The organism is Rhizobium phaseoli (genome assembly GCF_010668805.1).
Taxonomy (GTDB): domain Bacteria; phylum Pseudomonadota; class Alphaproteobacteria; order Rhizobiales; family Rhizobiaceae; genus Rhizobium; species Rhizobium phaseoli_A.
The window spans coordinates 292,376-316,067 of record NZ_WUFT01000002.1 but is presented as its reverse complement, the minus strand read 5'-3'; the positions used below and the strand labels follow the sequence as shown (position 1 = coordinate 316,067).

General features: G+C 61.1%; 14 protein-coding genes and 2 pseudogenes. 7 read left to right on the top strand and 9 right to left on the bottom strand.

Annotation, left to right across the window (positions count from 1 at the left end):
* The first annotated feature begins 124 nt into the window (after positions 1 to 124).
* The gene (locus GR197_RS04625; RefSeq protein WP_246724486.1) at positions 125 to 1,240 is read left to right on the top strand and encodes an alpha/beta hydrolase; all 1,116 of its coding nucleotides are present in this window, start codon (positions 125 to 127) and stop codon (positions 1,238 to 1,240) included.
* A gap of 158 nt (positions 1,241 to 1,398) precedes the next feature.
* Positions 1,399 to 2,850, top strand: a complete 1,452-nt coding sequence (locus GR197_RS04620; RefSeq protein ID WP_164007023.1) for an NCS1 family nucleobase:cation symporter-1 — start codon at positions 1,399 to 1,401, stop codon at positions 2,848 to 2,850.
* A gap of 60 nt (positions 2,851 to 2,910) precedes the next feature.
* On the opposite strand, the gene GR197_RS04615 is transcribed toward GR197_RS04620, so the two are convergent.
* Positions 2,911 to 4,794: a HAMP domain-containing methyl-accepting chemotaxis protein gene (locus GR197_RS04615; protein WP_164007021.1), complete on the bottom strand. Its 1,884-nt coding sequence runs from the start codon at positions 4,792 to 4,794 to the stop codon at positions 2,911 to 2,913.
* A gap of 294 nt (positions 4,795 to 5,088) precedes the next feature.
* Between GR197_RS04615 and GR197_RS04610 the strand changes: the two genes are divergently transcribed.
* Positions 5,089 to 6,132 (top strand): magnesium and cobalt transport protein CorA, encoded by a 1,044-nt coding sequence (locus tag GR197_RS04610; protein WP_164007019.1) that lies wholly within the window; start codon positions 5,089 to 5,091, stop codon positions 6,130 to 6,132.
* A gap of 14 nt (positions 6,133 to 6,146) precedes the next feature.
* Here GR197_RS04610 and GR197_RS04605 read toward each other — a convergent pair.
* From GR197_RS04605 to GR197_RS32255, 3 genes and pseudogenes are all read right to left on the bottom strand, one after another.
* Positions 6,147 to 6,919: pseudogene (locus GR197_RS04605) on the bottom strand (phosphotransferase enzyme family protein).
* 25 nt (positions 6,920 to 6,944) lie between these two features.
* A complete protein-coding gene (locus tag GR197_RS04600; RefSeq protein ID WP_164007017.1) occupies positions 6,945 to 7,826 on the bottom strand; it encodes an MBL fold metallo-hydrolase in 882 nt (293 codons plus the stop codon).
* Positions 7,827 to 7,905: 79 nt separating this feature from the next.
* Positions 7,906 to 8,253 (bottom strand): annotated as a pseudogene (locus GR197_RS32255) (hypothetical protein); the annotation flags it as partial.
* A gap of 217 nt (positions 8,254 to 8,470) precedes the next feature.
* Between GR197_RS32255 and GR197_RS04595 the strand changes: the two are divergent.
* Genes GR197_RS04595 through glgB form a run of 3 tightly spaced genes read left to right on the top strand, consistent with a single transcriptional unit; the run spans position 8,471 to position 17,184 of the window.
* Positions 8,471 to 11,695, top strand: coding sequence for an alpha-1,4-glucan--maltose-1-phosphate maltosyltransferase (locus tag GR197_RS04595; protein WP_164007015.1), 3,225 nt, complete (start codon positions 8,471 to 8,473; stop codon positions 11,693 to 11,695).
* On the top strand, positions 11,696 to 14,977 hold the full coding sequence (gene treS / locus GR197_RS04590) for a maltose alpha-D-glucosyltransferase (RefSeq protein WP_164007013.1): 3,282 nt from the start codon (positions 11,696 to 11,698) through the stop codon (positions 14,975 to 14,977).
* Positions 14,974 to 17,184: a 1,4-alpha-glucan branching protein GlgB gene (gene glgB / locus GR197_RS04585; RefSeq protein ID WP_164007011.1), complete on the top strand. Its 2,211-nt coding sequence runs from the start codon at positions 14,974 to 14,976 to the stop codon at positions 17,182 to 17,184. Before treS ends, glgB begins: the two co-directional genes overlap by 4 nt.
* A gap of 6 nt (positions 17,185 to 17,190) precedes the next feature.
* On the opposite strand, the gene GR197_RS04580 is transcribed toward glgB, so the two are convergent.
* Entirely contained in the window at positions 17,191 to 18,819 is a 1,629-nt protein-coding gene (locus GR197_RS04580) for a thiamine pyrophosphate-dependent enzyme (RefSeq protein ID WP_164007009.1), read from the bottom strand.
* A complete protein-coding gene (locus GR197_RS04575; protein WP_164007008.1) occupies positions 18,816 to 19,991 on the bottom strand; it encodes an aromatic amino acid transaminase in 1,176 nt (391 codons plus the stop codon). Before GR197_RS04575 ends, GR197_RS04580 begins: the two co-directional genes overlap by 4 nt.
* A 150-nt stretch (positions 19,992 to 20,141) precedes the next feature.
* Here GR197_RS04575 and GR197_RS04570 point away from each other — a divergent pair, with 150 nt between their 5' ends.
* A complete protein-coding gene (locus GR197_RS04570) occupies positions 20,142 to 20,609 on the top strand; it encodes an Lrp/AsnC family transcriptional regulator (RefSeq protein WP_164007006.1) in 468 nt (155 codons plus the stop codon).
* Between the two features lie 12 nt (positions 20,610 to 20,621).
* Here GR197_RS04570 and GR197_RS04565 read toward each other — a convergent pair whose 3' ends face one another.
* From GR197_RS04565 to GR197_RS04555, 3 genes are read right to left on the bottom strand one after another with little or no spacing between them, the layout of a single operon-like run.
* Positions 20,622 to 21,383, bottom strand: coding sequence for an ABC transporter ATP-binding protein (locus GR197_RS04565; protein WP_164007004.1), 762 nt, complete (start codon positions 21,381 to 21,383; stop codon positions 20,622 to 20,624).
* On the bottom strand, positions 21,380 to 22,420 hold the full coding sequence (locus tag GR197_RS04560) for an iron chelate uptake ABC transporter family permease subunit (RefSeq protein ID WP_164007002.1): 1,041 nt from the start codon (positions 22,418 to 22,420) through the stop codon (positions 21,380 to 21,382). Before GR197_RS04560 ends, GR197_RS04565 begins: the two co-directional genes overlap by 4 nt.
* The gene (locus GR197_RS04555; protein WP_164007000.1) at positions 22,417 to 23,442 is read right to left on the bottom strand and encodes an ABC transporter substrate-binding protein; all 1,026 of its coding nucleotides are present in this window, start codon (positions 23,440 to 23,442) and stop codon (positions 22,417 to 22,419) included. Before GR197_RS04555 ends, GR197_RS04560 begins: the two co-directional genes overlap by 4 nt.
* Between the last annotated feature and the right edge of the window lie 250 nt (positions 23,443 to 23,692).

Below are 23,692 nucleotides of genomic sequence, written 5' to 3'. Positions count from 1 at the left end.
AGCCACACTCTTGACCGCCAGCGACCTTTCGAAGAATGGATCGATGGCGGAGCGGTATTCCCGAGGGGTGTCGAAGGGAACTCCTGCTGGTCCGCCGAGGATCGCTGCGGTCATTCTCGTCGGCATGGCCCTGGCGATGCTTGGCGGCTGCGCCACGCGGCCATCGCCGGATGTCCTGCAACCCGTGCATCTCGATAAGCGCGTTTTGCTGAACGAGCAGGTTCATGGCGAGAAGGCCACGGATCGGGTGAGGGTCCTCGCCGCCACGAATCGAACCCCCGACAGCGTGCGCGGCGGTTTCGGCAGCGCATGGGCCGAGACGCTCACCTATGAGGAGTATGAGTTTTCGGTTCCTCCCGACCGAAAGGATACCGCGATCACCTATCCGACAGCGAAGCCGGATCCCGAGCGGCAATTTGCCGTCATCGAGCGCGAGCAACTGCCGAAGGATGCCTTCGTGCAACGGGCGCTCGGTTCCGTGCAGGCCGACGGCACCGTCGGCATCTTCGTGCATGGCTACAACTACAGTTACCAGGAGGCGCTTTATCGCACCGCGCAGATCGCCGCAGATGCGAATATGCCGGGGGCTCTGATTCTGTTTTCCTGGCCTTCGGCCGCGGCAGTCGCCGGCTATGTCGCCGACCGCGATGCTGCCCTGTCTTCGCGCACCGAACTCGCCTCGCTCGTCACGTCGCTCTCGGCTTCGGGCAAGGTGAAGCGCATTGTCCTTTTCGGACACAGCATGGGCGGGTTCCTGGTTATGGAAACGGTGCGCCAGCTCAAGCTGCAGCATCGCGACGATGTCATCGGCAAACTGGCGGTGTTGCTCGCCGCTCCCGACATCGATGTCGACGTTTTCCGCGCTCAGCTGAATGACGTCGGGCGGATGCCGATCCCGATATCGCTTCTCGTTTCGAAGGACGACCGGGCGCTCGTGGCCTCGAGTTTCATCGCCGGAGAGCGTCCGCGCGTCGGACGCCTCGATATCGACGATCCCGTCGTCGAGGAGGTTGCCGTGAAGGAAAGGCTTCGGGTCATCGACATCACGTCGATCCAGGCGTCCGACGGGCTGGGGCACGACCGCTACGCATCACTCGCCAGGTTCGGCGCGCAGCTCGCCTCCTTCGAGAGCGGCAGGCGTTCGACCGCTGGTGACGTCGGCGCTTACGTCTTCGACGCTGCAGGTGCCGCGGTTGCAAGCCCGTTTCGCCTGGCTGGGCGTGTCGTCGGCTCGCAGTGAACGGCTTCGCCAAGGACCGGTCCAGCTCAGGCGATGGCTAATTCTCAGGCATCGCCAAGAGATGTGCATAATGTGACTATTAAATTGTCAGATGCATAAATGAAGAGCAGACTTCCAGCTGTGGTCGATTTGACCTCAGGGGATATGGGAGGGCATTCATGAGCATTCGAAATCCGTCTCCCTCGTTGTACAACGAGGATCTTGCACCCGCCAAGGAGCGCAAATGGGGTGCATTCAGTATCTTTAACGTCTGGACATCCGACGTTCACAGCCTGTGGGGCTACTATCTGGCGGCGAGCCTGTTCCTGCTGTGCGGCAGCTTCGTCAATTTCGTCATCGCCATCGGCATCGGATCGCTGGTCATCTTCGTGTTGATGAGCTTGGTCGGCAATGCTGGCGTGCGCACCGGCGTACCTTTTCCGGTGCTGGCGCGCGCCTCCTTCGGCACCTTCGGGGCGAATGTTCCGGCCCTGGTCCGGGCCGTGGTCGCCTGCTTCTGGTACGGCGCGCAGACCGCCGCCGCATCCGGCGCCATCGTCGCCTTGCTGATCCGCAACGACAGCCTGCTCGCCTTTCATCAGAACAGTCATTTCCTCGGCCACTCGACCCTCGAGGTTATCTGCTATGTGATCGTCTGGGCGCTGCAGCTGCTGATCATCCAGCGGGGGATGGAAACGGTTCGCAAGTTCCAGGATTGGGCAGGTCCGGCCGTCTGGATCATGATGCTGATCCTTGCAGTCTATCTGGTCGTCAAATCAGGCACCTTCTCCTTCGGTGCCGAAATTCCGCGCGACGTGCTGATCGAAAAGACCAAGGATGCCGGCGTGCCGGGCGAGCCAGGCTCGGTCGCAGCGCTTGCCGCCGTCGCCGCCACCTGGATCACCTATTTCGCGGCGCTCTACCTTAACTTCTGCGATTTTTCGCGTTACGCAACGAATGAAAAGGCGCTCAGGAAAGGCAATCTTTGGGGACTGCCGATCAATCTCCTGGCGTTCTGCCTCGTCGCCGGTGTGACGACCACCGCCGCCTTCACCGTCTACGGGGAGGTCCTGCTGCATCCGGAAATGATATCGGGGAAATTCGAAAGCTGGTTCCTGGCGCTGCTTGCGGCACTGACATTTGCGATCGCGACGCTCGGCATCAACGTCGTGGCGAATTTCGTGTCGCCGGCCTTCGACTTCGCCAATGTCTTCCCACGCCAGATCAACTTCAAACGCGGCGGATATATCGCCGCAATGATCGCTCTCGTGCTTTACCCGTTCGCCCCCTGGGAGACGGGTGCGGCGCATTTCGTCAATTTCATCGGATCGACGATGGGACCGATCTTCGGCGTCATGATGGTGGACTACTACCTCATCCGTAAAAGCCAGCTGAACGTCGAGGCGCTCTACCATGAGAATGGCGAGTTCCGCTTCCAGAACGGATGGCACGGCAATGCCTTCATCGCATTCGCGGTCGGCGCGCTATTCTCCTCGATCCTGCCGACCTTCACCAGCATCCTGCCGGATTGGTGGGGTACCTATGGCTGGTTCTTCGGCGTCGGAATCGGCGGGGCGATCTATTTCGTGCTGAGAATGGGCGCACGGCGCAATCCAGCCTTCGCGTCATGACAAACGAAAGGCGCCCGGCATTGCCGGGCGCCGTTTTTGTCGGCTCCTGTTGCCGATAGTTCAGCGGCGTGCGGCGACTGCATGCACCGTTGCGCGGGCCATTGGTTGCTCCATCGTTCTAGCGGCGGAGCGAAGGGCTGAGGATTGGCTAGACGCGGCGTCGTCGAGCCTGAACTGACTGACGAGTTCTCGCAGCGTCTGGGCCTGCTGGGCTAGCGAATCGGATGCAGCGGTCGATTGTTCCACCATGGCCGCGTTCTGTTGCGTGGTCTGATCCATGCGATTGACGGCGACGTTGACTTCGCTGAGGCCGACCGATTGCTCTTTCGCCGAGGTGGCGATCGAATCCATATGGTGATTGATCTGGCTAATGAAGCCACCGATAGTCTTCAGGGCCTGGCCGGTGTCGCGCACGAGCTTGACACCGCTTTCCACCTCTTTCGAGGAGTTCTGGATAAGACCCTTGATTTCCTTGGCAGCCGTTGCAGAACGCTGTGCAAGTTCGCGCACTTCCTGGGCGACGACGGCAAAGCCCTTGCCGGCCTCGCCGGCTCTTGCCGCTTCCACGCCGGCATTCAGCGCGAGAAGATTGGTCTGGAATGCAATTTCATCGATGACGCTGATGATGTTGGAAATCTGCTGAGACGAGGTCTCGATCCGCTCCATTGCCTTCTCGGCGTGGGACACGACCTCGGCAGAGATGCCGGCGCTGCGATTTGCCTCCGTGGCGACCGTGCGCGTCTCTTCGGTTCGCTTGCTGGAGTTCGATACATTCGCCGTGATCTCTTCCAGCGCAGCCGCAGTCTCTTCAAGCGACGCTGCCTGCTCCTCCGTGCGCTTTGACAGATCGCCCGCACCCGAGGAGATCTCCCGCGAGCCTTCATCGATTGTGCCGATGCTTTCGGAAATGGCTCGAAGCGTTGTGCCAAGCTGCGTGACCGACTGGTTGAAGTCATGGCGCAGCGCCTCGAAGTCGGGTGCGAAGGCCTCGTTGAGCTGGAAGGCCAGGTCGCCCGCGGCCAACCGCTTTAGACCGGCGGCGAGGCCCGAGGTGGCGATGCGTAGCCGCTCCGAGGCGTCAGCTTCGGCCTGCCTCTGTGCGGAAACGCGGTCGGTCTCCGCTCTATTGCGGCTCTCTTCGGCTTCCATCGCCATCTGCTTGTTGGTGATCGCGGCCTGGCGGAAGATTTCAACCGCCCCCGCCATCGACCCGATTTCGTCGGCGCGGTCGGCAAACGGGATCTCCGAACCAGTGTCCCCGTCGGCCAGCCGTCGCATCGAAGCGGTGATGCCTGTGATCGGATTGGCGATGCTCGTCAGTACGAAGGCGACAGCGCCGAGAACGAGCAATCCGGCAACACCGATCGTTGCAAGCAGATAGAATTCTATGGAAGCGAAGGTTTCTGTGCTGAGGTCGGCGGCCTTCTTGCTGCCGATGACGTTCAATTCGACCAAGGCGGCCGTGGCTTCCTTGAGCTTGTCCGAATATGAGCGCATCCCTGCGCCGAGGTATTTCCCGGCTTCTTCGGTCTTGTTGGCGCGGGAAAGATCGAGCAACTGCGCGCTGCTGGCGATGTAGCCTTCGACGCTTTCCTTGATCGTCTTGATCAGGTCGCGCTCCCGATCGGAGGAGGCCAGCGGAAGATAGGCGTCAGCGGATTTACGAATCGTATCCTCGGCGACCTTGATGGCCTCCTCGCGTGTTTTCTTATCCGCCTCGGACTGTGCAATGACGTGATCGCGGTAAGTGAGGCGCAAATTCGTCATGGCGAGGTTGATCGCCTGAGAGGCCTGCACGCTCGGCAGCCAGTCGGTAGCAATTTCTTCCGTCGAGCCGTTCGTCTTGCGAAGACCGTCGACCGCGAGATAGGCGACAAGACCGAAAAGAATAGCTATGCCACTGAAGATCAACAGTAAACTGGATTTGATGTTTGGGCGACGCATTGAAAGTCCTCGATCGAACTTCCGGCTTCTGACCGGACTGGATGAGGAGTTTCTAACAAAAACAATTTAACGATTTGCTCAATATGTAAAACGCCGTTTACCACCTTTTTGGAAAGTACCCGCAGAAATCCAAAGGCCGTCGTTCAGCGCACGATTGTGAAGGCGCTTGGTCAACCCGGGGCATCGAGGCGGATGCATGTTTTATGAAATAGCATTATGATGGGCTGACCGCCTGACCGGCAGACGGATGGGCCGCGGATATGTGATCCGTGCGGGAGTGGAGGACGGCAGGATTTGGAACAGCTGAAGGATCTACGCAGTGTTTCCCCGCGGGCCGGCAGCGGTTCGACATCGCCGCCTTATGAACGTCCCGGCGTCGTGGCTGCTGCCGTTTACCAGCATGGGCAACGCATTCGCGACATCAGGATAGAAGAGGCCGGTGAATGGCGAGGGCGGGAGAATGCCGTCGTCTGGATCGGCCTGCACGAGCCGGATGAAGTGCTGCTGCACCAAGTCCAGGCCGAGTTCAATCTGCATGCTTTGGCGATCGAGGACGCGGCACAACCCCACCAGCGACCGAAGCTGGAGATCTATGGGGACGCAATGTTCATCGTCGCCCGGACCGCCCATATGAAGGATGACGAAATCGTCTTCGGCGAAACGCATTTGTTCGTCGGCCGCGGTTATGTCGTCTCGGTCCGCCACGGGGACTCGTCCTCGTACCTGGCAGTGCGGCAGCGGTGCGAGGCGACGCCGACGGCGCTGGCCCACGGCGAGAATTATATTCTTTATTCCATCCTGGATTTCATCGTCGACAACTACATGCCGGTGATCGAGGTCGTGCAGGAGGAGGTCGAAAAACTTGAAGATCTGGTGCTGCGCGAACAGCTGGCAAAGTCCGACATCGAGCGGCTTTACCTCCTACGCCGCAAACTTCTGCGGCTGCGCAATGCCGTGGTGCCGCTCGTCGACGTCTGCCGGCGATATGAGCATGTCGATCTTCCCGGCATGGATCCGACGCTGCAATCGCTGTTTCGCGATGTGACCGATCATGTGCGCCGGGTTCAGGAAGATATCGACGCGCTGCGCGAGGTGCTGGCCTTCGCCTTCGAGGCCAGCGTGATGATCGGCCAGACGGAGCAGACGGCGATTGCCCGCAAGCTTGCCGCCTGGGCAGCGATCCTCGCCGTCCCCACCGCGATCGCCGGTATCTACGGCATGAATTTCAGCGATATGCCCGAACTGAAAACCCAGTATGGCTATTTCATCGTGCTCGGTGTCATTGCCGTCTTGTGTCTGGGCCTGTTCGGCTTCTTCCGCCGAAGGAAGTGGCTGTAATTGCTGGAGGCGCGTCACCGCAGCGCGCGTAGCAGCTGATCTCGATGTTTGCTGATATAATCGATGTCGCTTAGATACAGCCTGGCGTGCCCTGCAGCCACGTCCTCCATGAAGGTCCCGTCTTCGGCCGAGGCCCTTGTTTGCATGAAATTCACGAGCGCCTGAAGCCGCCTACAGATCGTCTCCGGCAGCTGGTGGCGCTCTTCTGCCGTCATGCCGTAAGCCATGCAGAAGATTTCCGCCCGCCGCAGCTGTTCATCAAGGCCTGATATCACGCCGGGATTGGAAGGATCGGACAAGGGCGCCCAGCGGTAAACAGCATAGGCCAGATCCCATAGGCGCGGCGCGGGATGAGCGGCGTCGAAATCGATGATCCCGACAGCCTCATGCTCTGCCGCGGCGACGTTGTAAGGCGCATAATCTCCGTGACAGACGATCTCGCGCGGTTCCTGCGACGGCAGCATCCATGTCTGACCTCGCCATCTCTCTCCAGAAACCCCTGAGATGCCGAGTGAAAATCGCGCAGAAGCCTGGCTGCAGAAATCAGCATGGTCTCTGATCCGACAAATGGGTCACGCAAGTCTTCGCAGACGCGCCCGGAGACATAGCTGACGATCTCCTGGCCTTCCCCTGTGATGTCGATCGGCTCCGGCGCAGCCAGAAAGTCTCTGGCCCTGAGATGCCGCAAAAACCGGTGCACCGTGGGCGTCCATGCGCCTGATGGTCTGATGACAGTGTTGCCGTCACGCCAGATTTGCCCGGCTCGCCCGCCCTCCAATGGTTTCACGTTATGGCCTCCTGCCTGCGAACCCCTATGCGTGATTCCGTTTTTCGATATGGGCCTGAACCGTGGCGCCAAGATTTGTCTCGTGGCAGTCCCGGTAGAACGTCACCGTATCCACAGGCATTCCAGCGGGAATGGTGACGAAATCTTCAAGCCGGAAGCCGCTTGAGCGGCTGAGGTGTCCATCCTCCAACTGGCTTTCGCTCAACCCATCGACACGAGCGGCCAGAGCTTTGAAATAGACGAGGTTCGCATTCACCGTCGAAGGTGAAGACGTCTGGCCATGCGCCGGGATGACCAGTCTTGCATCAAGGTCACGGATCCGCTCCAGCGAGGAACGGATCAGGCGCAGGTCTTCAGCGCTTTTGCTCCAGACTTCGGGGATGGGGTATTCCACCGCATCGACCGCCAGGCAGATGCGAAGTTCTGGGATCCACACGGCGATATGGTCGGGCGTGTGTCCGGGCGTATGGATCAGTTGGAGGGTGAGATCGCCGCCATTGAGGGCCATCGAGCCGGAGAAGGTGATATCGGGGCCGACGAGCTCGACATTGCGAAACCGCGATCCCTGGCTCGCCTTGTCTCTGAGGATCTGCTGCGCCGAGGGGTCACGCAAGCGGTCGAGCGCCGCGGCATGCGCTATGATGGGAGCGCGGCCTGCAATGGCGGCATTTCCCCAGAAGTGATCCCAATCCATATGCGAATTGATGACGATCAGCGGGCGGTTTGCAGCCTTCTCTTCAAGCAGATCCAACGCCATCCGGCATAATTCGGGCGTCCCGAGCGTATCGATCAGGACGTCGAACCTCTCGGTCCGGACAAACACGCCATCGACTTCGTCGCCTGCCCGAACGATCACGATCCGGTCGTCAAGCCCGGGATAGGAGCACAGTTCTACCGATACATCCACGTCTGGTTGTCTCTATTGCAATCGGAGTGTTTTCATTCAGTACATCAAATCTTGCCCGCGTGCCTGCCCTTAGCTGCGACTTCCGCTCTACGGGGACATGCACATCCCAAGTTTTCATCACGGTGTTCGGCACTGCGGCTGCGCACATCACCATGACGCTGGGTTTCGAACGGCCGAGGCTCTTCGGCGTCCATTGTGATTGAAGCGGGACCGCGCATCGAGGAACCAGTACCTTCGCGTTGGGCTCCAACGCTTGCCACTGCTCACTCCCCTTGGCGTTCTCACGTGAGATGAAACGCCCGGCCTCCTCGCGGATCTCGAACAGGCCCTGCTTGTCAGGGGTAGAGCGATCGGTGTCGATGCTCCAGGAGGCGAGGGACAAGACGCACGCTGTAGGGGGTGCAGGCAAGAGTATCGTTCGAAACATTGATGCGATGTCAGCAGCCAAATGGGTCACCCTCCTGGAAGAGGCAAGACTAACCAAAAGCGGCGTCAATCCTCAAGCATTCTCTGCAGCATTGAGCGCCGTTGATGAGCAACCGTCTATGCGATCGGTGATCTCAGCGCATCGCGAATTGCCGGTTTTGGTGGAACAACCACCGCCAAGGGAAGTTTGCATGGAAAGCAACTCGAGGCGGCGGCCGATGCGATTTTCTACAAACCAGGGTGTGTTGAGCACCCCACCCCGGATCTATTATGTCAATCCGCTTCTTCTCCAGGGCATCGATGCATGGCGCGAAGTTTTCGACCATGCGGCCGATACGGGCTTCGATCGTGTGCTGACGGCGCCTCTCTTCGACCGGGGCGCGGAGTGCAGTGTGTTTGCCCCGCGTGACTTCGATCGCCTCGATCCTCAGCTGTCGCTTGGGAGCGCGGTCGAGGATGGAGTGGCGCGGTTGGCGGAGGCCGCCAGCAACCGCGGCGTCGCCTTGATGATGGACCTGATGCTCGACGGCAAGGCTCGGAAACCCGAAGCGGGCTTTCGTCCTGTCGACCCCCGTCGCTCACCGTTGGACCCGGCGGAGCCGATGTCCGCGATGGCAGCGGACTCTCAGTCCCGGCTATTGGAAGAATGGACCGACCGGCTGCGAAGGCTGGCCGGTCTAGGCCTCTCCGGCTACCGGATGCTCGGGATCGATCGCGCCGCGCCGACGCTTTTCAAGTCGTTGATTTCGGCGGTCCGCGAGACGGCGGATGCGCAATTCTTCGCCTGGACACCCGGCACCGATTTCGGGGCAAGGGAGGCGGTCCGGGATGCAGGCTTCGATGGATGTTTTTCATCGATGGCCTGGTGGGATTTCGACGAGAGATGGTTTGTCGAAGAACACCGGGTGCAGACGCCGCTCGGCCGCCAGATCGCCTTTCCGGAGCCGCCATTCGCCCGGCGGATCGCGCACGGGACCGAGAGCCGCGAAATCCTCGAACGGCGCGCCGTCCGGGCACTGCGTCTTGCCGCCGCGCTCGGCGGCGGCGTAATGGTTCCGATGGGCTTCGAATATGGCGCAGCCATGCCGCTCGACCCGACCCATGGGAATGGAACGGGCTTGCGGGGCCTGCGCCATGACCTCGTTTTCGATATCTCCTCTCAAATTCGCCTTGCGAACACCGAAATCCGCCAGAACCCAGATGCGTTTGCAGCAACGCTTCGGCTCATCCGCAACGCCAATGGCCCGGTCTCAGCCCTTCTGCAATCGGCGGCGGAAGACCTTCGCAGCGCGGAGAATGTGCGCTTCATCTTAATCAACAGGGACCTTCGGAAAAGCGCGGCGGCGCCGGTTACGGCACTTCGCGAAGCTGCTTCGGGTTTTCTTCCCGTCGCTGCCGACAGCGCGGCTCTACGGCTGCGGGCAGGGGAGACGCTGGTCATCGAAGGCAAGGCGCCGGCGCCGATCACATCCCGGCCCATTCTCGATATCGAGCAGGCGACGGCGTCGCCGCGACTTGCCATCGAAAACATCCTGCCGCGCGTCGATGAGGGGCGCTTCCCAGTCAAGCGAGTGGTCGGCGACATCGTCAGCGTCGAGGCAGATATATTCGCAGACGGCCACGACCCGATCGCCGCGGTCCTGCTCTGGCGGCCGCTCGATGGGGCAGACTGGAACGAGACGGAGATGCAACTGGTCGAAAACGACCTCTGGCGCGGCGAATTCCTGCTGGAGCGCACCGGCCGCTATGAGTTTGCCGTCGAGACTTGGAAGAACCTGTTTGCGATCTTTCGCTATGAACTGACGAAGAAGAACGATGCCAGGCTGGACCTGAAGCTCGAGCTGCAGGAGGGGTTAAATATCGTCCGCTCGGCCGAGACGCAAGCCAGCTCAGCGCTCGGCGTTGAATTGAAGGCCCTTGCCGACCGTCTCGAACAGGCGCCGGATGCCGAGCGCACGGCGATCCTGCTCGATCCCAAGATATCGGAACTGATGAACAAGGCCGACAGGCGGCCGTTTCGGCTTCGCTCTGTGGCAAGCGCCGTCGATGCCGAACGCAAGGCCGCCGCCTTCGCCAGCTGGTACCAGATTTTTCCGCGCTCGCAGAGCGGCGATCCGGATCGGCATGGCACATTCGACGACGTCATCGCGAGATTGCCCGCCATCCGCGCTATGGGCTTCGACGTGCTCTATTTCCCGCCGATTCATCCGATCGGTTCGACCAACCGGAAAGGCCGCAACAACAGCCTGAAGGCCGGGCCTGATGATCCGGGAAGCCCCTATGCCATCGGCTCGGAGGAGGGCGGCCACGATGCCATCCATCCCGAACTCGGCGAGTTCGAGGATTTTGGCCGGCTGGTCGAGGCGGCGGGCCGGCATGGCCTGGAGATCGCCCTCGACCTCGCCATTCAGGCGTCGCCGGATCACCCCTGGCTGAAGGAACATCCCGGTTGGTTCGACTGGCGTCCCGACGGCACGATCAAATATGCCGAAAACCCGCCGAAAAAATACGAGGACATCGTCAACGTCGATTTCTACACCAGGGATGCACTGCCTTCGCTGTGGGTTGAGCTTAGGGATGTCGTTCAGCTTTGGGTCGACCAGGGCGTCAAGCTGTTTCGCGTCGACAATCCGCACACCAAGCCGTTTCCGTTCTGGGAATGGCTGATCGGCGATATCAGGGCACGTCATCCCGATGTCGTCTTCCTGTCGGAAGCCTTCACCAAGCCGAAGGTCATGTACAGGCTGGCAAAGATCGGCTTTTCCCAGTCCTACACCTATTTCACCTGGCGCAATGCCAAATGGGAGCTCGAGCAATATATGCGGGAGCTGACGGAGACGGAGGCGAAGGAGTTCTTCCGCCCGCATTTCTTCGTCAACACCCATGATATCAATCCCGACTTCCTGCAGAACGCGCCGCGCCCGGCCTTCCTGATCCGCGCAGCCCTTGCCGCCACCCTGTCAGGCCTGTGGGGCGTGTATAACGGTTTCGAACTTTGCGAGGGGCGACCCGATGCCAAGCGCAAGGAATATGCCGACAGCGAGAAATACGAGATCCGCGCCTGGGACTACGACCGGCCGGGCAACATCGTCGGCGAAATCAGCATGCTCAACCGTATCAGGAACGAAAATATCGCGCTGCATTCGCATCTCGGGCTGACGCTGCTGAATGCCTGGAATGACAATATCCTGTTCTTCGAAAAGGCGAGCAAGGCCCGCGACAATGTCCTGCTGATCGCGATCAGCCTCGACCCTCACAATTTTCAGCAAAGCGATGTCGAACTGCCGCTCTGGCACTGGTCACTCGGCGACGGCGGCGCGCTGGATGCGGAGGATCTCATCGGCGGGCATCGTTTTAAATGGACCGGCAAACGGCAGAGCGTCAGCCTCAATCCTGAGATCCTGCCCTTTGCGATCTGGCGCGTTCGAGCAGTGGAGGCATGAATGGACACGATGAACCCCGATGGCATTGAGCAGCCCCTCTGGTACAAGGATGCGATCATCTACCAGCTGCACATCAAGTCGTTCTACGACGCCAATGGTGACGGCGTCGGCGACTTTGCCGGCCTGCACGCCAAGCTCGATCACATCGCAGCGCTCGGCGTCAACGCCATCTGGCTGCTGCCGTTCTTTCCCTCGCCGCGCCGCGACGACGGCTACGACATCGCCGACTACGGCAATGTCAGCCCCGATTACGGCACGTTGGAGGACTTCCGCGCCTTCGTCGACGCCGCCCACCAGCGCAATATCCGCGTCATTATCGAGCTCGTCATCAACCACACCTCCGACCAGCATCCCTGGTTCCAGCGCGCGCGCCAGGCGCCGGCGGGATCGCCGGAGCGCGATTTTTACGTCTGGTCGGATACAGATCAGAAATTCCCGGAAACGCGCATCATTTTCATCGATACGGAAAAATCCAACTGGACATGGGATGCTGTGGCCGGCGCCTATTACTGGCACCGCTTCTATTCCCACCAGCCTGACCTCAACTTTGACAGTCCCGTGGTCATGGAAGAACTGCTGAAGGTGATGCGCTTCTGGCTGGAAACCGGTATCGACGGCTTCCGCCTCGACGCGATCCCCTACCTTGTCGAGCGCGAAGGGACGATCAACGAAAATCTGCCCGAAACCCATGCGATCCTCAAACGCATCCGTGCCGCGCTCGATGCCACCCATCCCGGCGTCATGCTGCTGGCTGAGGCCAATCAATGGCCGGAGGATACGCGCGAATATTTCGGCGACGGCGACGAATGCCACATGGCCTTCCACTTCCCGCTGATGCCGCGCATGTATATGGCGATTGCCAAGGAGGACCGGTTTCCGATCACCGATATTCTGCGGCAGACGCCGGAGATTCCGGAGAATTGCCAATGGGCGATCTTCCTGCGCAACCACGACGAGTTGACGCTCGAAATGGTGACCGATGCCGAGCGCGACTATCTCTGGGAAACCTACGCATCCGACAAGCGAGCCCGCATCAATCTCGGTATCAGGCGGCGCCTGGCGCCGCTGATGGAGCGCGACCGCCGGCGGATCGAGCTGATGAACGCGTTGCTTCTGTCGATGCCGGGAACGCCGGTCATCTATTACGGCGACGAGATCGGCATGGGCGACAATATCTATCTCGGCGACCGGGACGGGGTGAGGACGCCGATGCAATGGTCTCCGGACCGCAATGGCGGCTTCTCCAGGGTTGACCCGGCGCGTCTCGTCTTGCCGCCGGTCGCCGACCCGCTCTACGGTTTCGAGGCCGTCAACGTCGAGGCGCAGAGCACGGACGCGCATTCGCTGCTCAACTGGACGCGCAAGATGCTGGCGCTGCGCGGCAGGCATCCGGCCTTCGGCCGTGGCTCGTTGCGGTTCCTCGCGCCGGAGAACCGCAAGATCCTTGCCTATCTCAGGGAATATGAGGGTGAGACCCTGATGTGCGTCGCAAATCTCTCTCGGCTGCCCCAGGCCGTCGAACTCGACCTCTCAAGCTTCGAAGGCCGCGTGCCCATCGAATTGACCGGCATGTCGCCCTTTCCGCCGATCGGCCAGCTGACCTATCTGCTGACACTGCCGCCCTACGGATTTTTCTGGTTCCAGCTGGAGGCCGATGCGGACCCGCCGGCATGGCGCACCGCGCCGCCCGAGCAGCTTCCCGATCTGGTGACGATGGTCACCCGCCGCGGCCTGCTCGACCTTGTCGATGAGCCCAAGCTCGCCCGTGTTCTCAGCAATGAAATTCTGCCTGCCTATCTGGCGAAGCGGCGGTGGTTCGGGGCGAAGGATCAGCCGCTGCAGGCGGCGCGTCTGATCTTCGCAACGCCGATCCCGTTTGCCGACGGAATCGTGCTCGGTGAATTGGAGGCCGTGCTGCCGAACCATAGCGAATCCTACCAACTGCCGCTGGCAGTTGCCTGGGACGATGCGCAACCATCAGCGCTAACCCAGCAGCTCGCGCTCGGACGGATCCGCCAGGGCCGGCGCGTCGGCTTCCTGACGGACGGATTTGCCGTGGAGGCAATGGCGCGCGGCATCTTGCGCGGACTTGGAGACCGCTCGCGCATCACCGGCCGCACCGGTACGCTAGAATTTCTCGGCACGGAGCGGCTCGACCGTCTCGCCATCACCGACGACCTTCCGGTCCATTGGCTATCAGCCGAGCAGTCCAACAGTTCGCTGATCGTCGGCGACCTCGCCATGATCAAGCTGATCAGGCACATCTTCCCCGGCATTCATCCGGAGGTCGAGATGACACGCTATCTCACCGGCGCCGGCTATGACCACACGGCGCCCTTGCTCGGTGAGGTCGCGCACACGGACTCCAGCGGACGCCGCTCGACATTGATCATCGTCCAAGGCGCGATCCGCAATCAGGGCGATGCCTGGAACTGGATGTTGAACAATTTGCGCCGTGGGGCAGACGAACTCGTGCTGAACGATCCGGCCGTCCAACCGGGCGACGACGTCTTCCAACCGCTGATCAGCTTCGTCGCGATGGTCGGCATGAGATTGGGCGAACTGCATGTTGTGCTCGCAGGAGAGACCGGCGACGAAGCCTTCAGCCCGGTCTTCGCCGGCGACAGCGAGGTCGAGGCGATGAAGAAGGCGGTTGCCGGCGAGGTCGCCTATGCCATGTCGAAACTTGCCGAGCGCGAGGAGAATGCCGATCCGGCGATCGACCTGCTCGCAGCACCGCTTCTGAAGCGCCGCACAGAACTCGAAGAGCTTGCCGCGAAGCTCGCCGAGGCCGCACGCAATACGCTGATGACGCGCACACATGGCGATTTCCATCTTGGCCAGATCCTCGTCAGCGAGGGCGATGCCGTCATTATCGACTTCGAGGGCGAGCCCGCGAAGAACCTGGCCGAGCGCCGCGCCAAGACCAACCCGCTGCGCGATGTCGCCGGGCTTTTGAGGTCGCTGAGCTATCTCGTGGCCACCGCCCAGCTCGACAACGACGCCGTCATCGAACACGAAAACGAAGTTCGGCGCGGCGCCATCGCCCGCTTCGGGCGCCAGGCGGAGGAGGCGTTCCTTGATGCCTATTCGCAGGCGGTATCGGCATCGAAGGCGCTTGACATGCCATCCGACCAAAGACGGGGGGTTCTCGATGCCTTTCTTCTCGAAAAGGCTGCTTATGAGATTGCCTATGAAGCCCGCAACCGGCCGAAATGGCTTCCGATTCCGCTCTCCGGCTTCACCGAAATCGTCTCGCGTCTGGCGGGGGTCCCGGCATGAATGTTGAGCGCTCGGAACTTCTGGCAGGCATCGGACAGGATGCGCTCCACGCCCTGATCGAGGGACGCCACGGCGATCCGTTTTCGATCCTGGGCCCCCATGAGAGCAGCGGCATGACGATCGTGCGGGTTTACCTTCCCGGAGCCGAAGCCGTCGATTTGATCGAGGCGGCGAGCGATCGCGTGGTGACGCCTTTCAGCATTGCCCACCCCTCCGGCCTGTTTGCCGCGGCGACAGTCGCCAGGGCGGGATACCGTCTGCGGATCACGTGGCCGGATGCGGTGCAGATTACCGAGGACCCCTATAGTTTCGGCCCGCTGCTCGGGGAACTCGACCTCCATCTGATCTCGGAAGGCACCCACTATAGCCTGAGCCGGACGCTCGGCGCCGTGGCGATGTCGATCGACGGCATATCAGGCGTTCGTTTCGCCGTCTGGGCTCCGAACGCGCGGCGCGTCTCGGTCGTCGGCGACTTCAACGCTTGGGACGGCCGGCGAAACCCGATGCGGCTGAGACAATCGGCGGGCGTCTGGGAGCTGTTCATCCCCCGGCTGGCGCCTGGCGAAAGATACAAGTTCGAGATCGTCGATGCTGCGGGAACCTGCCTGCCGCATAAGGCCGATCCGGTGGCGAGAGCGAGTGAGGCCGCCCCATCCACAGCCTCCATCGTCGCATCGTCGACGCCCTTTCGATGGAGCGATGACGGCTGGATGAAGGGCCGATCCCGGCAGGCGAGGCTGGAGGGGGCGGTCTCCGTTTATGAGGTGCATGTCGGTTCGTGGCTCCGCGACCAGAAGGATGGCAACAGGTCGCTCGACTGGGTCGAGCTCAGCCAGCGGCTTGTGCCCTATGTCCGGGACATGGGCTTTACCCATATCGAGCTGCTGCCGATCATGGAGCATCCGTTCGGTGGCTCCTGGGGCTATCAGCCGCTCGGCCTGTTTGCCCCGACCGGCCGATATGGGACGCCGGAAGATTTTGCCTATTTCGTCGACCGGTGCCATGGGGCAGGGCTTGGCGTCATCCTGGACTGGGTGCCGGCTCATTTTCCGACTGACGTCTGGGGACTTGCCCGCTTCGACGGCAGCGCGCTTTACGAGCACGAGGATCCGCGCGAGGGCTTTCACCGCGACTGGAACACGCTGATTTACAATCTCGGCCGCAATGAGGTGAAGGGATTTCTGATCGCCAGTGCGCTCGAATGGCTCGAGCGCTACCATATCGACGGGCTGCGCGTCGATGCCGTGGCCTCCATGCTTTACCGCGACTACAGCCGCAACGAAGGCGAGTGGATTCCCAACCAATATGGCGGCCGCGAAAATCTGGAAGCGGTCGAATTCTTCAAGCACCTGAACAGCATCATTCACGAGCGTTGCCCGCATGCGATGATGATCGCCGAGGAATCGACGGCCTGGCCTGGTGTCACCAAGCCGCCCGAGCAGGGCGGCCTCGGTTTCGACATCAAATGGAATATGGGCTGGATGCATGACAGCCTGAGCTACATCGAAAAAGATCCGGTCTATCGGAGCCATCACCATGGCACGATGACCTTCGGTATGATCTACGCCTATTCCGAGCGTTTCATGCTGCCGATTTCCCATGACGAGGTCGTCTATGGCAAAGGCTCACTGCTGACGAAGATGCCGGGCGACGAATGGCAGAAATTCGCCAATCTGCGCAGCTATCTCGCCTTCATGTGGGGCCATCCCGGCAAGAAACTGTTGTTCATGGGCAGCGAAATCGCCCAGCCGGGCGAGTGGAACCACGACGCGTCGGTGACCTGGGATGTCCTGGACAGGCCTCAGCATGTCGGCATTCAACGGCTGGTGAAGGATCTGAACGGTCTTTACAAGGACGAAGTCGCCTTGCAATTCGGCGACTTCCATCCTGAAGGCTTCGAATGGGCGGTTGCCGATGATGCCGTCAATTCCGTCCTCGGCATGCTCCGTTATGCCCCGGACCCCGCTTCCTCGCTTCTGGTCGTCTCGAACTTTACGCCGGTACCGCGTTACGGCTACCGGATCGGTGTGCCTGATGACGGGGTGTGGGTCGAACGAATTACGACGGACGCGCGGGAATATGGCGGCTCCGGCCTCGTCAACGGTGCGCTGTCGAGCGAACCCGTACCCGCCCACGGCAGGGCAGCCTCGCTGTCGTTGACATTGCCGCCGCTGGCGACGATCTTTCTCAAAGGACCGTCGTCTTGATGGGCATCAATCGGCGTGCGGAGCCGGATGAATGAAAGGCCAGGGGCTCGCCTCCGATCCCTTTTCGATGGGAACCTCGATGAGAACCGGTTCGTCGAGAGACAGGGCTTTCTCGATGGTGGTTTTCAGTTCGCCGGGGCTCGTCACTTTGAATGCGCGGATACCGAAGCTTTCGGCAAGCGCGACAAAATCCGGATTGGTCAGATCCGAGCCAAGATAGCGGCCATGATACGCCTGCTTCTGATCGCGCAGAACATTGCCATAGGCCGAATTGTTGAAGACGATGGCGACGACAGCGATCTTGTGCTGGACGGCGGTGGCAAGCTCCTGAACGCCGAACATGAAGCCGCCATCGCCGGAAACGGACACAACGGCTTTGTCGGGATTGGCGACCTTCACGCCCAAGGCGGTGTTGAAGCCAAAACCCAGATTGTCCTGATAACCGCATGTCACGTATTGGCGCGGGCCGTAGACCGGGAAGGAAAAACGGGCGGTAAAGCCCATCTGGCTGACTTCCTCGACGAAGAAGCCATCTCTCGGCAGAGCCTGACGAATGGCATCGAGATAGGCAAGCTGCGGCTGCACTTCCGAGAACCGGGATCTGGCGTCTTCGTTGAGCTCGGCAAATTCGCGGGTGCGATCCTCACGCCGGATGCCTGCCAGTGCATCGATCAGAGCCTGCGTTCCCGCCGTGGCATCGGCGACGATGCCAACACCGGGCTTGAGGCGGACCATTTCGGTCGGATCGATATCGATGCGGATGATCTTGAGGTCCTTGGGCAGCCATTTCCATCGCATGAACTGCAATTCGAGCCGGCTGCCGATGCCGATCAGAACGTCGGTCTTCTTCCAATATTCATAGGCGGCGACGAAACTCAGATAGTTCGGGTGGTCGTCGGCGACGATACCCTTGCCGGAGCGATGGGAGGTGACGGGCGACTGCAGCAATTCTGCAAGCGCGGCGATCTCGGCGCCGGCCTCCACGGCACCGCCGCCAACCATGATCATCGGGTTCTTGGCGGCTGATATCAACGCCGCTGCGGCAGCGATCTGATCGTGGTTCACGGCTGGGTGCGGGGCTCTCACGCCGACGGGCAGGTCGATTTCAGGGCCGGATTGGCCAAATACATCCCAAGGGGCTTCGACAGCTCCCGGGCCTTGGCGGCCGGAAAGCATCTTGCTGACGACCTCGGCCATGACGGGACCGGCCTCCGACGGGTGATTGATGCGCTCCGCCGTCTTGGTAATCCCACGCATCGTCGCGAGTTGATCGGGCAGTTCGTGCAACTGCCCTCTGCCTTGGCCGATCAGATGGGACATGATGTTGCCGGTGATGCAAAGCACCGGCGCATTGGCGCCGTAAGCCGTGCAGAGCGCCGCGCCGGAATTGAGGACGCCGGGGCCGGGGACGACGGTGTAGGCGCCGATCCGGCCGGTGGATTTGGCATAGCCGTAGGCCATGTATCCGGCGCCCTGTTCGTGCCTTGTGTGAATGAACCGAACCTGGTCACGGGCGCCGTAGAGGGCATCGTTGAAATCATACATGTGGGCGCCCGGGATGCCGAACACCGTGTCGATCCCATGGGCGACGAGCGAACGGGTCATCGCCTGGCCGGTCGTTTCCTTCTTGCTCATTTCAAGCAGCCTTCAGCGCGAAGTGCGGTCACGATTGCGCCGGCATCGGCCAGCTGCATGCCCGCAAGGTTCATACGGCCGGAATCGGCCATGTAGATGCCGTGTTTGGCGCGCAGCGCCGCGGCCGTTTCTTTCGACATCGAGAGATTGGAGAACAGGCCGCGCTGCCGGCTGATAAAGGCCAGATCGGGGGCTGCGGCGGCGAGCGCCGCGCGGTTGCCGTTGACACGCTCGCACATCTCCTCGAGTTCGGCGTGCCACATTGCCGATATTTCGGGGCTCTCGAGAATGGTTCTGACGATCGCCGCGCCATGATCGGGTGGCATCGACCAGTTCACACGGGCAAGGGCGGCCATATTGCTTTCGGCCTTGCCGATGTCGTCGACATTGCGGGTCATGACGTAGAGCGCGCCGACGCGCTCGCGATAGAGACCGAAATTCTTGTCGCAGGAATAAGCGATCAGCGCCTCGTCGACCGCGTCGAGGATCATGCGGGTTGGTGCGGCGTCCTGTTCAAGACCGTCCCCAAGCCCCTGATAGGCAAGATCGATGAACGGCACCAGCTTGCGCGCAACAAGGAGCTCGGTAATCTCTAGCCACTGCTCCATGGTGAAATCGATACCGGTCGGATTGTGGCAGCAACCGTGAAGGAGGATGACATCGCCTTCCGAAGCGGAAGACAAAGCATTGACGACGCTTTCGAATTTGACCTGTTGCGACGTCAGATCGACGAAGGCGTAGTCCTTTACGGCCAGGCGCGCCGAGGCAAAGATCGGCGCGTGGTTCGGCCAGCTCGGTGTCCCCAACAGAACCTTCGCCGATGGGTTTGCCGTCTGGATGAGCTCGGCGCCGAGACGCAGCGCGCCGCTGCCGCCGGGTGTCTGAATGCCGACAAGGCGATGATCGAACTTTGGCGATTTGCCGAAAATGATGGGCTGTAGCAGGCGGACGAATTGCAGGTCGCCTTCCGGGCCGAGATATTTCTTGCTGTCCTGGGTCTCGAGAAGAAACTGCTCCGCCGCCTTTACGGCTCGCATCACCGGCGTGCGGCCCATGGCGTCGCGATAGACGCCGACGCCGAGGTCGATCTTTCCGCTGCGCTCGTCGACCTGAAAGGCCTTGATGAGGGCAAGCAGGCTGTCGGCTGGCCGGTTGTTCAGTTTCTCAAACACAAGTCCACCTCCGTTTTATCCAATGGCTGGAGATTAACGGAACTTCCGCGGCGATTTTATGCGATTATCTGCCTACCATGATATAAGGATGCAGACATTCTGCGTTATGTGGCTATATTATGCCGAAAATATCCTTCTTTCGGGTGAGGCATGCTTGACCAGTTCGATATCAAATTGCTCGCCGCCCTCCAGCAAAACAGTGAAGTAACGCAGGGTGAGTTGTCGCAGAAGGTCAATCTCTCCGCGACCCAATGCGCACGCCGTTTGGAAAGGCTGCGCAATGAGCAGTACATCCAGAGCGTCGTCGCCATCCTCAATCCTGCAAAACTGGGTTTTGCCGTCGTTGCTCATACTCTTGTCAGCCTAAGAGCGCATACGGAAGGCGGAAACGAGCGGCTCCATCGCTTTATCGAAACCGCGCCGGAGATTCTGGAGTGTTATTCGCAGACGGGGGATGCCGATTTTCTGATGAAGGTCATGACGCGCGACCTCGACCATCTCAGCCAATTTCTCGAAAGAATGATCCGCGTCACCGACAATCTGGCCTCGGTCAAATCAAGCATCGTCCTCAAGACGCTGAAAAAGACGACTGCTTTGCCGCTGCAGATCGTGACGTGAGAGCGGCCACTCTCATCTGAGATAGTGGATATGCGGGCGCGAATGATAGGGCGAGGCTTCGATGCGGGCCTCGACGGAAAAGACGTCGCGCAAGAGGTTCTCGCTCAGCACGTCCTGCGGCGCCCCGGTAGCGACGATCCTGCCCTGCTGCATGATGATCAGCTCATCGCAGAACATGGCGGCATGGTTGAGATCGTGCAGGGCGACGATGCTGGTGATCGGCAGGCCGGAGACGAGCCGCATCAGGCCGATCTGGTGCTGGATGTCGAGATGGTTGGTGGGCTCGTCGAGGATCAATTCCCTAGGCGACTGGGCGAGCGCCCTGGCGATATGGGTGCGCTGCTTTTCGCCGCCCGACAGGTTTTGCCAGCGATCGTCGCGCTTCTCCGCCATGCCGGCGCGCGCGAGTGCTGCTTCGACCGCCTCTTCGTCGGCTCTCGTCCAGCCGGAGAATATGGAACGATGCGGGAAGCGGCCGAGCTTGACGACGTCGACGACCTTCAGATTGGCATTTGTCGTCGCATGCTGCTCGACGAAGGCGATGCGGCGGGCGATCGAGCGGCGGCTGATCGCGCCGATATCGTTGTGGTCGAGCGTGACGCGGCCGGCATGCGGCCGCTTCAACCCGGCGAGAAGCCGCAGCAGCGAAGTCTTGCCCGAACCATTGGGGCCGAGCAGACCGAGCATCCGGCCCGGCTGCGCCTCAAGGGAGACGCCGTCCAGAATGGTCTTCCTGCCAATTTTCCAGGTGAGGTTGTCGGCCTTAATGCTCATGACGCGCGCTGGAACCGGTAAAGGATGATCGAGAAGAAGGGAACGCCGACGAGCGCCGTGACGACGCCAATCGGCAGGATCTGGTTGGGAATGAGGGCGCGCGCGGCAATATCGGCGAGCACCATGAAGATCGCTCCCGCGATGGCGCAGGCCGGCAGCAGCCGGATATGCAACGGCCCGACGACAAAGCGCGCGACATGCGGCACGACCAGGCCGACAAAGCCGATCGAGCCGACCATGCTGACGATCGTCGCCGTCATCATCGCCGTCAGCGCGAAGAGCACCATGCGGGCGCGGCCGACATCGACGCCGAGCGAGGAGGCCGCCTCGTCGCCGAAAGCGAAGGCGTCGAGCACGCGGGCATAAAACAGACAGGTGGCAAGGCCGAGGCCGACGACAACCGAGACCAGCGCGAATTCCGGCCAGCGCACGCCGCTGAAGCTGCCGAGCAGCCAGAACATCACGTCGCGAGCCTGCTGCGCATTGGCCGAGGTGGTGACGATATAGGAGGTCGAGGCATTGAAGAGTTGCGAGGCAGCCACGCCGGCAAGGATGGTGCGGTCCGCGCCGCCGCGTGTGCCGTTCGAGAGCAGCGCCACGAAGAAGAAGGCGGCGAAGGCGCCGGCAAAGGCTCCGGCCGACAATGATATCGCGCCCGAGCCGATGCCTAAGATGACGATTGCGACAGCGCCTGTGGAGGCACCGGCGGAGATGCCGAGCACATAGGGCTCTGCCAGCGGATTGCGTAGCAGCGATTGCATGATGGCACCCGACAGCGCCAGACCCGCGCCGCAGAAGGCGGCGACCAGCGCCCGGCTGAGGCGATAATCCCAGATCACCGTCTCATGGATGCGGTTCAGCTCGACCGCGGTCCATCCCAGCCGGTTGGTGACGGCCGAAAACGTCGTTGCAAGCGGGATCGGCAGGTCGCCGATCCCGACGCTGACGCCAATGGCGACAGCGACGAGGCATAAGGAGGCGAGGAGCAGCGCGACGGCGGTTCCCAGCTGCCGGAAGATACGGTCCGCTTCCGTCACTTCAACAGACCGAGAGCCTTCAACTGGCCTGCAACCTGTTCGGCGCCGTAGATCGTACGGACGGTCGGGTTCATCGCCTGGCCGTCCATGACGATGATCGCCTTGTTCTTGACGGCAGTGATCTGGCTGACGGCCGGATCGGTGTTGAGGAAGTTGATCTTGGCCTCCGGCTTGTCGAGCTCCCAACGGTTGCGGTCGAGACTGGCAACGACGATGACGTCGGGATTGGCGGCGATGATGGCTTCCCAGCCGAGCGTCGGCCATTCCGCTTCCGCTGATATCGCATTGTGTCCGCCGAGCAGGTCGGCGATGAAGCCGGAGGCGCTGTTCTTGCCGCCGAGATAGGCGTCGGCGGACGGGCTGGGGCTTGAGAACCAGAAGACGTAGGAGAGGTTCTTGCCGTCCTTCGAGACGCTGGAACGAAGCTTGGCCTCACGCGCCTTGAAGTCGGCGATCAGCGCCTGGCCACGATCGGCGACGTTAAAGATCTGCGAGAGTTCGTCGATCTCCTTGTAAAGAAGATCCATCTTCCACAACTCGGCGCGGCTGCCATACTGGTCCTTCACGTCCTTGGTGCTGAGGCACGTGCCGGGCGAGAGATAGCTGGCGACACCGACCTTGTCGAAATCTTCGCGCTTGGCGACCTTGCTGTTCGGCCCGACGAGGCTCGGCAGGGCGGCCGCTACGAAGTCGGGATTTTCGGCCAGGATCGATTCGAAGGTGGGCATCTCGACTGTGAGAAGCTTGACCTTGGCATTGGCTTCGGCGAGCTGCGGCAAGACCTTGCTCGGCCAGAAGGCGGTACCGACCATCTTGTCCTCGAGGCCGAGCAGCAGCAGGATTTCAGCGCTGTTCTGGCCAAGACCGATCGCCCGCTCGGGCGCCTTCTTGAATGTCACCTGCTCACCGCAGTTTTCGAGCGTCAGCGGGTAAGTCGTCGAACCGGCCAGCGAGGGATTTGCGGCAAGGCCGATCAGGATTGAAAGGCCGCAAGCGGCCAGAAGCGATTTGAGGCTGGTCACGAAGAAATCCCCGGTGGGTGAGTGTATAGTGTATGCGGCCGGGGTATAGCCTCAGGAACAGCGGGAAAACAAGACAAAATAAATCAACTTATCGCAAAAATCGCTGTAGTGACCTTGTTGATGGTGTGATGCCCCCGTCACTGTTCAGCCCATTTCGAAAAAACTTTCGAATGGCTTACGGGCGGCCCGAACCTCCGTGACGGACCCGCAGTGCACCCGAGCAGACGTCAATATTGGCGAGAGTAAAGCT